The 13,302-nt window shown below is 67.6% G+C and carries 12 protein-coding genes and 3 pseudogenes; 7 read left to right on the forward strand and 8 right to left on the reverse strand.

Annotation, left to right across the window (positions count from 1 at the left end; translation table 11 throughout):
* Nucleotides 1–101 precede the first annotated feature (101 nt).
* Nucleotides 102–323: pseudogene (locus OG972_RS45970) on the forward strand (IS21 family transposase); the annotation flags it as partial.
* A gap of 269 nt (nt 324–592) precedes the next feature.
* Entirely contained in the window at nt 593–1,282 is a 690-nt protein-coding gene (locus OG972_RS45975; protein WP_266992686.1) for a type 1 glutamine amidotransferase domain-containing protein, read from the forward strand.
* Here OG972_RS45975 and OG972_RS45980 read toward each other — a convergent pair.
* A complete protein-coding gene (locus OG972_RS45980) occupies nt 1,195–1,575 on the reverse strand; it encodes a hypothetical protein (protein WP_266992688.1) in 381 nt (126 codons plus the stop codon). The genes OG972_RS45975 and OG972_RS45980 overlap by 88 nt on opposite strands.
* Nucleotides 1,576–1,770: 195 nt before the next feature.
* Here OG972_RS45980 and OG972_RS45985 point away from each other — a divergent pair, with 195 nt between their 5' ends.
* Nucleotides 1,771–2,100, forward strand: a complete 330-nt coding sequence (locus tag OG972_RS45985) for an antibiotic biosynthesis monooxygenase (RefSeq protein ID WP_266992690.1) — start codon at nt 1,771–1,773, stop codon at nt 2,098–2,100.
* Nucleotides 2,101–2,834: 734 nt separating this feature from the next.
* Here OG972_RS45985 and OG972_RS45990 read toward each other — a convergent pair.
* A complete protein-coding gene (locus OG972_RS45990) occupies nt 2,835–4,049 on the reverse strand; it encodes a transposase (RefSeq protein ID WP_266992692.1) in 1,215 nt (404 codons plus the stop codon).
* Between the two features lie 82 nt (nt 4,050–4,131).
* Here OG972_RS45990 and tnpA point away from each other — a divergent pair, with 82 nt between their 5' ends.
* Nucleotides 4,132–4,530 (forward strand): IS200/IS605 family transposase, encoded by a 399-nt coding sequence (gene tnpA / locus OG972_RS45995; protein WP_266993034.1) that lies wholly within the window; start codon nt 4,132–4,134, stop codon nt 4,528–4,530.
* Between the two features lie 220 nt (nt 4,531–4,750).
* Here the strand turns inward: tnpA and OG972_RS46000 are convergent, their stop codons facing one another.
* Both OG972_RS46000 and OG972_RS46005 read right to left on the reverse strand, forming a co-directional pair.
* On the reverse strand, nt 4,751–5,911 hold the full coding sequence (locus OG972_RS46000; RefSeq protein WP_266992694.1) for a transposase: 1,161 nt from the start codon (nt 5,909–5,911) through the stop codon (nt 4,751–4,753).
* The gene (locus OG972_RS46005; RefSeq protein WP_266992696.1) at nt 5,908–6,681 is read right to left on the reverse strand and encodes a helix-turn-helix domain-containing protein; all 774 of its coding nucleotides are present in this window, start codon (nt 6,679–6,681) and stop codon (nt 5,908–5,910) included. Before OG972_RS46005 ends, OG972_RS46000 begins: the two co-directional genes overlap by 4 nt.
* Before the next feature lie 111 nt (nt 6,682–6,792).
* On the opposite strand from OG972_RS46005, the pseudogene OG972_RS46010 reads away from it, so the two are divergent.
* The 3 genes and pseudogenes from OG972_RS46010 to OG972_RS46020 all read left to right on the forward strand — a co-directional run bounded on the left by OG972_RS46010 (nt 6,793) and on the right by OG972_RS46020 (nt 8,889).
* Nucleotides 6,793–7,389: pseudogene (locus tag OG972_RS46010) on the forward strand (NADPH-dependent FMN reductase).
* A 780-nt stretch (nt 7,390–8,169) separates the two neighbouring features.
* Nucleotides 8,170–8,463: pseudogene (locus OG972_RS46015) on the forward strand (transposase); the annotation flags it as partial.
* 252 nt (nt 8,464–8,715) lie between these two features.
* On the forward strand, nt 8,716–8,889 hold the full coding sequence (locus tag OG972_RS46020) for a hypothetical protein (RefSeq protein WP_266992672.1): 174 nt from the start codon (nt 8,716–8,718) through the stop codon (nt 8,887–8,889).
* 1,071 nt (nt 8,890–9,960) lie between these two features.
* Here OG972_RS46020 and OG972_RS46025 read toward each other — a convergent pair.
* The 4 genes from OG972_RS46025 to OG972_RS46040 form a co-directional block, all read right to left on the reverse strand.
* A complete protein-coding gene (locus OG972_RS46025; protein WP_266992698.1) occupies nt 9,961–10,752 on the reverse strand; it encodes an ABC transporter permease in 792 nt (263 codons plus the stop codon).
* Nucleotides 10,749–11,735, reverse strand: coding sequence for an ATP-binding cassette domain-containing protein (locus OG972_RS46030; protein WP_266992700.1), 987 nt, complete (start codon nt 11,733–11,735; stop codon nt 10,749–10,751). Before OG972_RS46030 ends, OG972_RS46025 begins: the two co-directional genes overlap by 4 nt.
* Nucleotides 11,736–11,822: 87 nt before the next feature.
* The gene (locus OG972_RS46035) at nt 11,823–12,665 is read right to left on the reverse strand and encodes a DUF4097 family beta strand repeat-containing protein (protein WP_266992702.1); all 843 of its coding nucleotides are present in this window, start codon (nt 12,663–12,665) and stop codon (nt 11,823–11,825) included.
* An 83-nt stretch (nt 12,666–12,748) separates the two neighbouring features.
* Nucleotides 12,749–13,261, reverse strand: coding sequence for a toxin-antitoxin system HicB family antitoxin (locus OG972_RS46040; protein WP_266992704.1), 513 nt, complete (start codon nt 13,259–13,261; stop codon nt 12,749–12,751).
* Nucleotides 13,262–13,302 lie beyond the last annotated feature (41 nt).

Below are 13,302 nucleotides of genomic sequence, written 5' to 3' on the forward strand. Positions count from 1 at the left end.
CTGCGACGGAGCCGACGAACGTGCCCACTTCCTGACGTACTGAGGATTGTTGTTGGGCAGTCTGCCGCGGGCCTGTTCGGGGTGGCGGAGGGCTGCTGACCGTGGTCTTGGACCCGCAACAATGGATGGAGCTTCGACGTTTCCGCGAGCTGTTCGAGTCCGGGGCTATGAGCCTGTCGGAAATTGCGCAAGAGAATGGACTCAACCGCCGCACGGTCCGCAGGTACCTGTCTTCACAGGCCCGGGTCGCCCCGCCTCGGCGAGCTGCGCCCGGGCACGGCCGGCGGCGGAAGGTGGATGAGGTCGCGCCACTGATCAGGGCATCGGCAACGCCCGCCCACTGCACTCCTCGCCCGCGCCGACCACCGATCCGGGGCAGGTCGCCTGCCCCGAGATACGGAGACGGGAGCGGCTCGGCGGCATCCTCACATGAGTACCGCCATGTCGCCTGAACTGCCCGGATGACCTTTTCGGCTTGCGCAGTCCGGCAGATCGGCTGTCGCATGTGGCATGGATCACACTCCGACATAAGGTGCACCTGTACTGAATCTGCGCCAATCACATCAAATATGAATGAGGAGTCGATTGTCCGATGGCGAAGCTACTTTTCGTGATGACTGGTGCGGCGTACTGGACTCTCAAGGACGGCACCAGGCATGCCACGGGTTACTGGGCCGAGGAGTTCGCGGCCCCGTACAAGGCGCTCACCGAGGCCGGCCACCAGGTCGTGGTCGCCACCCCCAACGGGGTGGTCCCGACCGTGGACATGATGAGCCTGCGCCCCGAGATGGCCGGCAGCGCTCAGATCGCTCTCGATCTGGAGGCGATCATCCGCTCCGCAGAGGTAATGCGGCGGCCGATCCAATTGGCGGACGCCCGCTTGGAAGATTACGACGCCGTCTACTTCCCGGGCGGCCACGGCCCCATGGAAGACCTGTGCGTCGACGCGGATGCCGGACGGTTGCTGACCGCGGCGCTCGCCGCTGGCAAGCCCCTCGCCATTGTCTGCCACGCCCCGGCCGCGATGCTGGCGACCAGGATCCACGGCGTATCACCCTTCGCCGGCTACCGGATCACGGCGTTCACCAACGAGGAAGAGAACGCGGTCGGGCTTGGCCCGAAGGCCCGCTGGTTGTTGGAGGACGAGCTCATTGACCTGGGAGTCGAGTTCACCAAGGGCGAGATGTGGAAGCCCTATACGGTGGTTGACCGCAACCTGTTCACCGGGCAGAACCCTGCCTCGGCAGCCGTCCTGGCCGAACGTCTACTCAAAGTCCTTTGAGGAACGTCGCCGCGCTTTGCATACCGGCAAGGTCCTGCCTTGACCGCCGACAAGAACGCCAACGGAACCGACACGATGCCGGGGTTCGACAACGGGAAGGGAAGCGTCACCTGCGGCTGGAACAGTCCGGTCGGGCCGATCACCGTAGGGCTGAGCGCGACGAGCACGACACAGGACACGAGCCCTACCAGGGTGCCCGTGACGGCGCCGGCGGTGTTGAAGCGCTTCCGGTACAGGGACAGCACGAGAACCGAGAGGTTGGCGCTCGCTGCCAGCGCGAACACGACACCCATCCGAATTGATCACCCCAGGCCAGGCCGCCAACACTGCTCACGGGCAGCACGGCCAGGGCTCGGCTGGACGGCGTAGGAACCACGGGCGCCGTCACGTCCCCGAGTGCCGGTCCCGATCCGGGCGGCGCCCCACGGAACCACGCCATACACGAGCCACTCCTCATCCTGCCGGCCGCCGTACGGCAGGATGAGGCCATGAGCGTAGTCAAGATCAACGTACTGACCGTCCCCGCCGAGCAGCGGGAGACGCTGGAGAAACGCTTCGCATCCCGTGCCCATGCGGTAGAGAGTTCCGACGGGTTCGAGTGGTTCGAACTCCTCCGCCCCGTCGAAGGCACCGACAACTACCTCGTCTACACGCGGTGGCGTGACGAGGACTCCTTCCAAGCCTGGATGGAGGGCCCCATGAAGGCCGCCCACCAGGGCAGTGACACACAGAGCGACGAACGTCCCAAGCCGGCGGCAAGCGGGTCCACACTGTGGTCCTTCGAGGTCGTGCAGCAAGCGGCGCCGACAAGCGCGTAGACAGGTCGTCGCGCAAAACAGCTTCGGCATCGCAAGTGAGCCCCTTTGCCGCCCAGCACGGCCAGATGCGCGAAAGCGCGCCAGCCGATCCTCGGGATCCTTGCCTTCCTGTGACTCGACGTGCTCCGCCGGCAGCCGGCGGACCGTCTCTTCCCGCGAGGTCCCACGTCGGACCATGACGGCGGTCATAACACAGGGCGCAGGGCGGGAGCCGGACATTGGTCTCGGTATGACCAGGCTCCCTTCTGACCCCCGTATGCGCCGTGCCTCCGGAGCAGTGCGCTCCGGAGGCATGTCACCGAGGGAGAACCGTGGAGTTGCTGTGCCATCAGCAGCGCTGCCAGACCTCGGTGCTCTGGTCCGAGGACGTCGAGCACATGCTGAACACCCTGGTCCGCGCTGCCGCGGCCGCCAGGGAACGCACCTCACGCGCCGAACTACTGGCAGTACTGGTGATCGCCGTCGGGGTCGCTCCCTCCTCCGCCTTGCGATGCACCGCATCCGACGCAGATGATCACGTGGTAGCTGGCGATCCACCAGTCGCCAACCGCCGGCCCTCGTAGGCGTTCTCACCCTGCTTGCGGCATTCTCAACCAACGTGCAGGATCGCAGGTCAGACGCGCTGCGCTCCCCCGTAATCGGCCTCACACCCGCACATCTACAGGACCGCAAGCCAGAGACACGGCCCTACCTCAACGTGACTCCTCCCCCTCATAAATTGTGGGGGCTTTTCGCTATGCCGGTTGGGCTTCGCGACGGACCAGCCCGGCCCGTAGGACGTTGAGAGCCCCGACTGTGTCTGCGTGCGCGGTGTGGCCGCACGAGACGCAGTGGAACTTCTCTTGTGTGGGCCGGTTCTCCTTGGCGGTGTGCCCGCATTCGGGGCATCGCCGGGAGGTGTTGCGGGGGTCCACGGCCATCACTTCCCGCCCGGCGCTCTCAGCCTTTGCGTTCAGGATCGCGAGGAACACCCCCCATCCGGCATCGGCGATCGAGCGGTTCAGCCCGGCCTTCGCGGCGGCCCCGTTGGGCAGGAAGCTGCCCGGCCGGTCGGGGTCCGGCTTCGGGGCCGGGATCTTGCTCATGTTGCGGATCCTGAGGTCTTCGTGTGCGATGACGTCGTGCTCGCGGACCAGGGCCAGCGCGGTCTTGTGGGCGTGGTCGAGTCGCTGACGGCGGACCCTGCCGTGCAGCTTGGCGACCTTCTCGACCGCCCGGCGGTGATTGGCCGTCCGCTTGTCCCGTCGGACACGCGGAAACCTGGCGAGTGTCTGCTGTGCTGCTTCGAGCTGCGCGGCGGCGCTGCGTCCGTGACGCGGGTTGGGGACAAACCCGCCGCCTGAGTCAGCGAGGAAGTTGGCTATGCCCAGGTCGATACCGACCACGCTGCCAGTCCTGGGCAGTGGTTCGGGCTGGGGCTGCTCGGCGGTCAGCACGACGAACCACGTGCGGCCCTCGCGCTTGACCGAGACGGTCTTGACCTTGCCGACCACGGGCCGGTGCTGGTGCACCTTGACGTGCCCGACGCCCTGCAGACGAACGCGGGTGACCGGGTCGTGCGGGGTGGAATCCCACCGGCAGCCGTCGCCGTCCTTGGGGAAGTCGACCGTGTCGAACCAGTTGGCCCCACGAAAGCGCGGATACCCCGGCGTCCGGCCGGCCTTGACCCGACGGAAGAACGCCTGCATCGCTTTGTCCAGCCGGCGCAAGGTGGCCTGCTGCGACGAGAACGACCAACGGCCCTGGCGTTCGGGGTCGAACGCCCGGATGTCCTTGAGCTGCGCGGACTGCTGCCCGTACCTGATGCTCGTCTTCGAGGTGTGCCGGTAGGCGTCGCGGCGTTCCTGCAACGCCCCGTTGTAGAGCGAGCAGTGATCAAGCAGCATCTCGCCGAGCGCGATCTGCTGGCCCACGGTGGGCCGCATGAGGAACTTGTACGCACGGATCATCCGGCCCACCCCCCTCCTGGTCAGCTTCGGAGATCATACTGCGCTTGGCGTATGCCACCACGCTGGGAACCAAAACCCTGATATTCGTACCGGTCGTCATGTCACCTACAGCCTCCACGCTCACTTGGTGTTCGTCACGAAGTACCGGCGTGGTGTGTTCGATGACGACATGCTGAAGCGGTGCGAAGAGATCATGCGCGAGGTCTGCGCCGGCTTCGAGGCGGAGCTGCGCGAGTTCAACGGCGAAGCCGACCACGTGCACCTGCTGGTGCACTACCCGCCGAAGATTGCCCTCTCCAGGCTGATCAACAGCCTGAAGGGCGTCAGCTCCCGGTACCTGCGGGCCGAGTACACCAGCCGCATCAACCGGACCGGCACGGGATCCGTGTTCTGGTCCCGCTCCTACTTCGCCGGCTCCTGCGGCGGCGCACCGCTCACCGTGATCCGCCAGTACATCGAAGGACACAAGCGGCCCACCTGACCGTCACCGACAGAGACGCAGAGAACTCCGGCGCTCCGCGCCTCCGCGCTCAGGATGCGTTTCCCTCCCCGGCTGAAGCCGGGGATACCCACGCAAGATCAGGGGTCAACTTCTCGGCCGTAAACGACCGAGCTTGTTGGCTCGGTCGTCTATGCCTTGTCGCGCTCCCGACTGCCCCTACGACAGGGCGGTCACGGGTCGCATCTACCAGCCGGGGAGGTCAAGCCCTTTGTGGTACGGGTCCGTTGACGAGGACCCACGCCGAGCGTGCGCGGTTGCGCACGGTGACCCCGGCGACGTGATCGGCGGGGCCGGCGAGCCCGCACCGACGACAGGAGAAGGCGTCCCGGGTGGGACGGTTGTGTCTCGCTGTGTGTCCGCGACGCGGGCACATCTGCGAGGTGTAGCGGGCGTCCACCGCGATCACCGGTACTCCGGCCCGCCGGGCCTTGTACCGGAGATGTTCTTCGAGCTGGTGGAACGGCCAGGAGGAGAGCGTGGCCCGCCGGTCGCGGGAAGGCCGTACCCGGTCACGGATGCCGCTCAGTTCTTCGAGGGCGATCCCGCGTCCGGTGCGTTGTGCGACGGCCACGATCTCCTTGCTGATCCTGTGGTTGATGTGCGCGGCGTGCCGGGACTCGCGCTTGACCCGCCGCTTGGCGCGCCGGGTGGCGGAGCGGGTCCGCTTCGCCTGGAGTTCGGCGCGCTTGCGGGCGTGCCGGCGCCGGTAACGGCCAAGACGGCGGCCCTGGTAGTTGTCCCCGTCGGACGTAGTGGCAAGGTTGGCAATGCCCCGGTCCACGCCGATCCAGTCCAACGGGTCCGTGTTGAGCGGCGCTTCGGGGACCTCGCACGTGGAGATCAGGAACCACATACCGTCACGGTGGACGAGATCCGACTCGCCTCGCCGGTACTTCGCCGGCATCGCCAACTGGCCAAGGTGCCCGGTGTACCGGATGCCCTTGATCCGCCCGCCCACGGTCCAGATGCTGACGGTCTGCGCGTCGTGCTGCCACGACAGGATCCGGTCGTCATACGGCTGAGCCGCATCGGGACGGAAGACAATCGGCTTCGACTCCGCACGCCTGCGCCGCTTCGATCCCTCGGGGCCGAGGTTCCCGGCCCGGATGTTCGCACGCAACGTAGTGTAGGCGTCAACAACCTTCTTCACCGTGCGGACAGCCGGTTGGGCAGCGAGCCCGAACTCGGCCTTCACACGAGCGTAGACCAGCTTCTGCAACTCGTTGCGGGACGTGGTGCCCGTCTCGTGAGCCACCACCGATACGGCATCGGCCGCCCGGTTGCACGCAGGCAGGGTCACAGCCAAAACCCTCGCCACCTCGGGCGACGGCAGCAGCTTCACCTGCACCACAATCTTCACCCCTCCAACCTAGCCCCGACCACTGACAACACCCGAAAGCACAGGTCACCGCAGGTACGCAGAGAACTCCACCGCTTCACAGATCCGCTCCAAGGATCCATTCCTCCCCGACCCGAAGGCCGGGGCATCCTGGGAGAAATACAGGTGAAGTCGAGGCCGGCGAGGGGCGCGAGTTCCGTGGTGAACCACTCGGAGTTGTCGACGGATGGTGCGAGCCACAGGTCGAAGGCCTGCTCGTCCGCGACATCGTCCCAGTCGGTGAAGAACGTCCGGGAACGGGCGTCGGTGAAGACGTAGCGGGTGAGGTTCGGGTTGTCGGCGTCGAGCAGTCCGGTTCCGCTCGTCACCGACTCGAACGCACTGGTGTGGGCGAGGACGTCGCCCAGCCGGTTGGTCACCATGGCGATGCCCGGTTCCAGGACGCGGAGAGTCTCCAGGACAGAGGGGCGGACGTCGCGGCGCGGTGGTGCGGGCTGGGCATGACCGGAGCATGCGCCGGCGGTGACCTTCGAGAGGTAGCTCACATGGTTGCGCTCCGAGGGGTCGAGGCTGAGCGCATCGGCGAGCGCGTTCACCACCGCTATCGAGGGATTGCGGTCGCGGCCCTGTTCGATGCGGGTCAGGTATTCGATGCTGATGCCGGCCCGCGCGGCGAGATCCGAGCGCCGTAGACCCGGTGAGCGGCGGCGGCCACGATCCGGCAGTCCCAGCAATTCCGGCTGGATGCTGTCCCGCTTGGCCCGGATGAAATCCCCCAACGGCGTACCCATGCGCTGAGGATACGGCGCTGCCCACAGATCGCGGAGTGCTGAGGGTGGCCCTGCGGGGCCAGCCTGAGCACGGTCTGGCTGCGGCCAGGGCGCAGCTGGATCGTGATGGGCATGGACAACGACACGTACAAGCTGGTGGTCATCGTCGGAAGCGTCCGGGAAGGGCGGTTCGGCCCCGTTGTGGCCTCGTGGGTCGCCGAACAGGCAGGCATTCACGGTGGTTTCGATGTGGACGGAGTCGATCTGGCCGAGATCGACATCCCGCTGTCACTGCCTGCGGCATCGCCGAAAATCGCCGGTGACGGGTACCCCCGTCCGGCCGGGATGGGGGCACTGACATCGGCGCTGGAGGGCGCGGATGCGTTCATCGTCGTCACGCCGGAGTACAACCACAGCTACCCCGCGTCGTTGAAGGCGGCCATCGACTGACTCTTCACCCAGTGGACGGCCAAGCCCGTCGCCTTCGTCAGCTACGGCGGCGCGGCGGGCGGCCGGCATGCGGTGCTGCACCTGGAGAACGTGCTGACCGAGCTGCACGCAGTGACGATTCGCGATGGTCTTGCCTTCCCGAAATACTTCACGGCGTGGCAGGACGGTCGTCCGCTCGACTCCGAAGCCCCCGGGTACGCCAAGACGGTGCTCGACCAGTTGGCCTGGTGGGCGGGCGCACTCGGCTCGGCACGCGAAGCCGCGCCCTACCCGGCATGAGCGCGGCGACGGCGGAACGTCCCAACCACTGCCGGAAACCTGCCGTCGGCCGCCCGGCTATGCCTAGTAGGGGATTGTTGGGGGTGTCGTAGGGCTGCCATGGGGTGGGTTGTCGGCAGGTGGGGCAGTGCCGGGCCAGGTGGCCAGGAGGTGCTGCAGAAGGTCCAGCCCCCTTCAAGCAGCAGCGTTCGTCTGCCGGTTTCGGCAGCAATTGGCGATCTTGAGGCTCGTGATCACGGTAGATGACGTGACGTCAGGTTCTGATCTTGGTGGCTGACAGCCGCTGCCTGGCCGTAAGTCCTCGGCCGGACGAGGACTGCTGATCAGCTGCCATATCCTTCTGCCATGGCGAACTGGCGGCGGTCTCTGAGCGATGCGTTCTGGATCCTGGATCGGGCCTGGGGGGGTAGCGGCGTCCGACTCGGATCCAGAAATGGGCGGCCCGACACCCGATCGGCGCCGGTCTCTGCGTAGCCGTTCCCTTCACGCTCTTCCTCCTCACCCTGTCGCGTGAGGAGGAACCCGACGATCCCCTGTTCGCTGTGATCTTCGGGTGGCTATGGGCCTTGTCTTCGCCCTCACAGCTGCCTCGGAGCGGCTACGGCAGCGTCGGCTCAAGCGTCTGGGGATACGGGACAGAGCTTGAGAGGACTGGGAGCTGGAAGGGATGGATTCCCCCCTCCCAGCCCCCAGCCCTGACGGTGCCGATGTGCGTGGTGTCAGCCGGCCTTGGCGGGATCTGCGGCTCAGGCCTGGGTGCTGGCGAGCCGGTAGGCCGACTCATCCCGCGGCAACCGCGTCCACCTGCGAAAACGGAGCATCAAGGCGGTCATCCCGGAGAAGAGGGACCAGGCAGCCAACCGGGCGAAGAAGGGCAGTAGGGGCGGTAGGCCCGTCAGCCACGACGCCGCCCTCCACAAGGAACGGAACACCGTCGAGCGGCTGATCAACAAGCTGAACGCTTGGCGAGGTGTCGCAACGCGGTACGACAAGGCCCCGGAAACCTACCTGGCAGGCCTCCACTTACGTGCCTCGATGATCTGGATCAGAGACCTCACGCAGGCCACCTCTTGATCACAACTCAATACGCGCCCGAGACCGTTGTCACCGATCCCCGCCGGCAGGTGTCTGCTGGGTGGACGAGGGGTCCCCCATTCGGCCCGCAGTGGTTGCTGGTGCGCGTAGTTGGAGGTGGGCTGTCAGTGCGCCTGGCGATAGTCGCGGGTGCCAAGAGAGCGGGGCACCCCCTGCCGAACGAGCGGGGCACCCCCTGCCGAACGAGCGGGGCCAGCCCCCCACCGACCCACACGAGACTTGGAGATTCCCATGCCCTACCGCAAGGGACAGCACGTGGAGTACCGGGACCAGCAGGACGAGCTTCAGCGGGGCGAGATCCGCAGCGCCGAGGGCAGCGGGGCGCAAGCTCGCTACGCCGTCCAGAACGAGGCGACCATGCGCGAAGACAAGGTCAGCGAGAGCCAGATCGAGCGGGAACTGTAGTAACGGCCCTGCCGACACAGCCCGCCGTTGCACCGAACCAAAGTGCAACGGCGGGCTGCTGGATGCCCCTCAACAGCGAACATTGAGCAGTACCACTATGTCCGCGCTCAGGTCTTCAGGCACGATCGGCTCCCGGGTGGGTACCGCGGCGGCGAGACCACGGCCCGTCGCAGGACGGGGCGCAGCAGCGGCAACCAGCACTCCGAGGCAGGCATAGCGGTGTCGAGGTAATCGACGTCGATGAATTCCACGGTCCACCAAACTCATGGCCACGGCCTTCGTGTTGGTCCCGTTGCCTCTGTGACGGAGCACAGGATCAGGCGAAGGCCGCCTTCACGTCCGCCGAACCCCGCATCTGGGGAATCAAGTTCGGGGCCGCTCGAGGTCAAACTCTGGAGAGCAGGCTCGGGCCGCAGGTATCGGTCCCAGATTTGTGCCTTGCGATACGGGCCGTCCCCGTCGCTGTCGTACCGCGGCGCATCGAAGGTGACCCAGTACGCCAGCTCGCCGGCACGTGCATGAGAGCTCTCCACGGGCTCGGGCGCTCCCATGTCGTCGATCGTGCCCAGGAATTCGTTCCGCCAGGGACCGTCCCAGTCCGGATCACGGACCACAGTGACCTGACTGCCCGCAGCCAGCGCTGCGGCTGGCCAGTCCTGGCACAGAGGGCGGCCCATGATCTGTTCGACGGCCCGCCGGTCACCCGTGTTCGCCGAATCGGCTTGCCGTCCGAAGCTGAGCGAGGGCCTGTTCGCGGTCTTGGAGGAGGAGCTGGCCAAGGGCCCGGTCGCGCATGGCTGCGCCGCCCCTCCCGCCCCACGGGTGCCCGTGGGCCGGGAGAACGACTCCCCCGCCGGACTCACGCCTCTCACCAATGAGCCTTTCTCGGAGCAAGACCGCTTGAAGTCTGGAGTGAGGTCCCGGAGCCGGTTCGGTTCGCACAACTCGTTCTCACTCAAAAGCGATACCCGGCGGAGAACGCCGACGGGGCGGCGTACGCCGACGCGGTGTCGGAGTACGCCGCCCTGGGGTGGGACGAGCTGCTGGCCGCGGCCCGTAAGCTGCCGGCCCCTACTTCGGGTCGCGGTTGAACAGCGACTTGGACCAGGCGTAGCCGAGCACGGCCAGCCCCACGCACCAGACCACGGCCAGCCACCCGTTGTGGCCGATCTCGCTGCCGAGCAGCAGGCCGCGCAGCGTCTCGATGGCCGGGGTGAACGGCTGGTACTCGGCGATCGGCTGGAACCAGCCCGGCATTGCGTCGACCGGCACGAAGGCGCTGGAGAGGAGCGGCAGGACCATCAGCGGCAGGGCGTTGTTGCTGGCCGCCTCGGCGTTCGGGCTGGACAGGCCCATCCCGACCGCGATCCAGGTGAGCGCCAGGGAGACGAGCGCCAGCAGCCCGACCGCCAGGATCCACTCCAGGACGGTGGCATTCGTGGCCCGGAACCCGATCGCCACGGCGACGGCTCCGACGAGGACCACGCTCATCACGCACTGCAGCACGCTGCCGACGACGTGCCCGATGAGCACCGCCCCGCGGTGGATCGCCATCGTGCGGAAGCGGGCGATGATGCCCTCGGTCATATCCGTGGCGACGGACACCGCGCTGCCGATCGTGGTGCCGCCGATGGTCAGCATCAGGATGCCCGGGACGAGATACGCGAGGTACTCGGACCGGTCGGCACCGCCGTTCCCGATGCCGGCGCTCATCACATCGCCGAAGATGTAGGCGAAGAGCAGCAGCAGCATGACCGGTGTGAGCAGCAGGTTCAGTGTCATGGACGGGTAGCGCCGTGCGTGCAGCAGATTGCGGCGCAGCATCGTGGACGAGTCGCGTACGGCGAGGGAGAGGGCGCTCATCGGACAGCCTCCTTGGGCTGGTTCGGCTGGTTGGTGCTGCCGGTCAGGGCGAAGAACACGTCGTCGAGGTCGGGGGTGTGCACGGTCAGCTCGTCGGCCTCGATGCCGGCGGAGTCCAGCCAGTCGAGGATGGAGCGCAGCTCGCGCTGGCTGCCGTCGCTGGGGATGTGCAGCGCCAGTGCCTCGTCGTCCCGGGTGACCTCGCCCAGCGCGGAGGCGGCCGACTGGTACGCGGCCGGGTCGGCGAAGCGCAGCCGCACGTGTCCGCCGGGGACCAGCCGCTTGAGCTCCTCGGCGGTGCCCTCGGCGGCGATCTTCCCGTCGTTGAGCACGGCGATGCGGTCGGCGAGTTCGTCGGCCTCGTCCAGGTACTGGGTGGTGAGGAAGACGGTGACGCCGTCGGAGACGAGTTCGCGGATGATCTGCCACATGTTGTGGCGGGAGCGCGGGTCGAGGCCGGTGGTCGGCTCGTCGAGGAAGATGATCCGCGGGTTGCCGACCAGGGTCATGGCGATGTCGAGGCGGCGCTTCATGCCGCCGGAGTAGCTCTGGGCGGGCTTCTTTGCGGCGTCGACGAGGTCGAAGCGCTCCAGCAGCTCGGCGGTGACGCGCCGCCCCTCGCGCTTGGAGAGGTGGTGCAGGTCCGCCATGAGGAGCATGTTCTCCTCGCCGGTGATCAGCCCGTCGACGGCGGAGAACTGTCCGGTGACGCCGATCGCGGCACGCACCCCGTCCGGGGAGGTGGCGATGTCGTGGCCCGCGACCAGGGCCTGCCCGCCGTCGGCGGTGATGAGCGTGGACAGGATCTTCACGGCGGTGGTCTTGCCGGCGCCGTTCGGTCCGAGCAGGGCGAACACCGTGCCGGCCGGGATGTGCAGATCGATGCCGTCGAGAACGGTCTTGTCGCCGTACGACTTGCGCAGACCGACGGTGGAAACGGCGGCGGACGAGGGGTGACCGTCCGCACGCCTGGACGTGGGCATGACAGAAGAAGGCATAGGGCCCTCCGATCGAAGGGTGAAGTGACAGGAGCAGTGGGCAAGTTGAGGTGCCGTACGGGGTGGGGTGGCTCAGGCCTTGGCGCGGCGGATGTCGATGTTGCCGTGCCGAGTGCGGGCGCGGACCTTGACGGTGTCCTCGGTCTTCTCGGGGGTCTCGGACGCGGTGAGCGTGTTGCGCACCTGGCCGGAGCCCGAGCTGACGTCGAGCCAGGCGGCCGTGCCCTCGCGGACGCCGACCTCGATGGCGCCGTAGGAGGTCTCCAACTGGACGGTGCCGCGTGCCACTTCGCCCACGCGCAGGGTGCCGTGGGCGGTGGTGGCGGTGACCGAGTCCTCGGCGCGCCGGATCTCGATGTCGCCGTTGGCGCCGCTCACCCGCAGCTCGCCGGTCGCGGCGCCGACGGTCGTGGTGCCGTGCGAGTTCTTCAGGACGGCAGGGCCGTCGACGAGGCCGACGCGCAGGCTGCCGGAGCTGGTGGTGATCTCGGCCATGCCGTCGATCCGGTCCACGGTGATCGAGCCGTGCGACGCGGTCAGCTTCAGCGGGCCGGTCGCATCGAGGCGGACGTCGCCGGACGAGGTTTTCACGCGGACCTCGCCGAGCCGGCCCTCGCCGAGCACCTGGGCCCAGGCGCCGGTCATGTCGATGCGCGAGCCTGCGGGCAGTTCGACTGTCACGTCGACGGTGCCGGTGCGGCCGAACAGATTGGACTTGGGCGTCCTGATGGTCAGTACGCCGCCCGCGTACGTGACCTCGGTCTGGTCGGCCGCCCGTACGTCCTGATCCCGCTTCGGGTCGCGGGGTTGCACCTCGACGACGGTGTCGAGGCGGTCGCCCGCGGTGAACTGGATGGAACCGGCCTCCACGTGAGCCGTGGTCGAGATCGGTTCGGGAGTGTCGAAAGAAGGCATGGCTGTCCCGTCCTCTTGAGTCTTTGGGTCGTCCCCGCTGGTGGGACGCGGTGTGAGTGAAGTGGTGCGGGCAGGGAGCGCGGTCAGCGCACCCAGCCTGTGAAGCTCTGTCCGACGGTCTGGGTCTTCTCCGTCGTACGCGGCCGGGTGCCGCCGTCGACCGCGGCCGACACGGCGCGCACCAGCCACGCGTTGACCGACAGGCCCTCGCGGGTCGCGGCCTCCTCGGCGCGGGCCTTGAGGTGGGCCGGCAGACGCAGGTTGACGCGGGCGGTACCGCCCTCGTCGCCGTCGGCCGGGGTCTTGAACGGTTCGACGGGCGCGGCCGGCTCCGCGGGGGCGCCGCCGTCGGTGGGCGGCGGTGTCACCACGAAGTCGGGGTCGAGCCCGCGCAGCCGTACGTCGACCGAGCCGGGGGCGAGTTCGCGGGTGATCTCGTCCATCGCGGCGGAGAGCACGTTGAGCATGGTCAGCCGGGTTGCCGACTCCAGGGGAGCGGTGAGCCTCTCGGCCAGCTCGCGGGCTTCGTCGCCGCCGGCTTCGGCGGCCACCGCAAGTTCGCGGCGGAGGGTGTCGACATACGGGGTGAGGTCCATGACGCCATCATGGCACCACGATGGCACCATGCGCAAGCCCG

Origin of the sequence: Streptomyces sp. NBC_01669 (assembly GCF_026339735.1) — a bacterium.
Classification (GTDB): Bacteria; Actinomycetota; Actinomycetes; order Streptomycetales; family Streptomycetaceae; genus Streptomyces; species Streptomyces yanii.

Bases quoted from the DNA above. Each gene is read 5' to 3' on its own strand.
- OG972_RS45980 (WP_266992688.1), bottom strand. From the start codon at position 1,575: ATGGGTGTCGTGTTCGCGCTGGCAGCGAGCGCCAACCTCTCGGTTCTC.
- OG972_RS45975 (WP_266992686.1), top strand. From the start codon at position 593: ATGGCGAAGCTACTTTTCGTGATGACTGGTGCGGCGTACTGGACTCTC.
- OG972_RS46020 (WP_266992672.1), top strand. From the start codon at position 8,716: ATGCCCTACCGCAAGGGACAGCACGTGGAGTACCGGGACCAGCAGGAC.
- OG972_RS46030 (WP_266992700.1), bottom strand. From the start codon at position 11,735: ATGCCCACGTCCAGGCGTGCGGACGGTCACCCCTCGTCCGCCGCCGTT.
- OG972_RS45990 (WP_266992692.1), bottom strand. From the start codon at position 4,049: ATGATCCGTGCGTACAAGTTCCTCATGCGGCCCACCGTGGGCCAGCAG.
- OG972_RS46040 (WP_266992704.1), bottom strand. From the start codon at position 13,261: ATGGACCTCACCCCGTATGTCGACACCCTCCGCCGCGAACTTGCGGTG.
- OG972_RS46005 (WP_266992696.1), bottom strand. From the start codon at position 6,681: ATGGGTACGCCGTTGGGGGATTTCATCCGGGCCAAGCGGGACAGCATC.
- OG972_RS45985 (WP_266992690.1), top strand. From the start codon at position 1,771: ATGAGCGTAGTCAAGATCAACGTACTGACCGTCCCCGCCGAGCAGCGG.
- OG972_RS46035 (WP_266992702.1), bottom strand. From the start codon at position 12,665: ATGCCTTCTTTCGACACTCCCGAACCGATCTCGACCACGGCTCACGTG.
- OG972_RS46025 (WP_266992698.1), bottom strand. From the start codon at position 10,752: ATGAGCGCCCTCTCCCTCGCCGTACGCGACTCGTCCACGATGCTGCGC.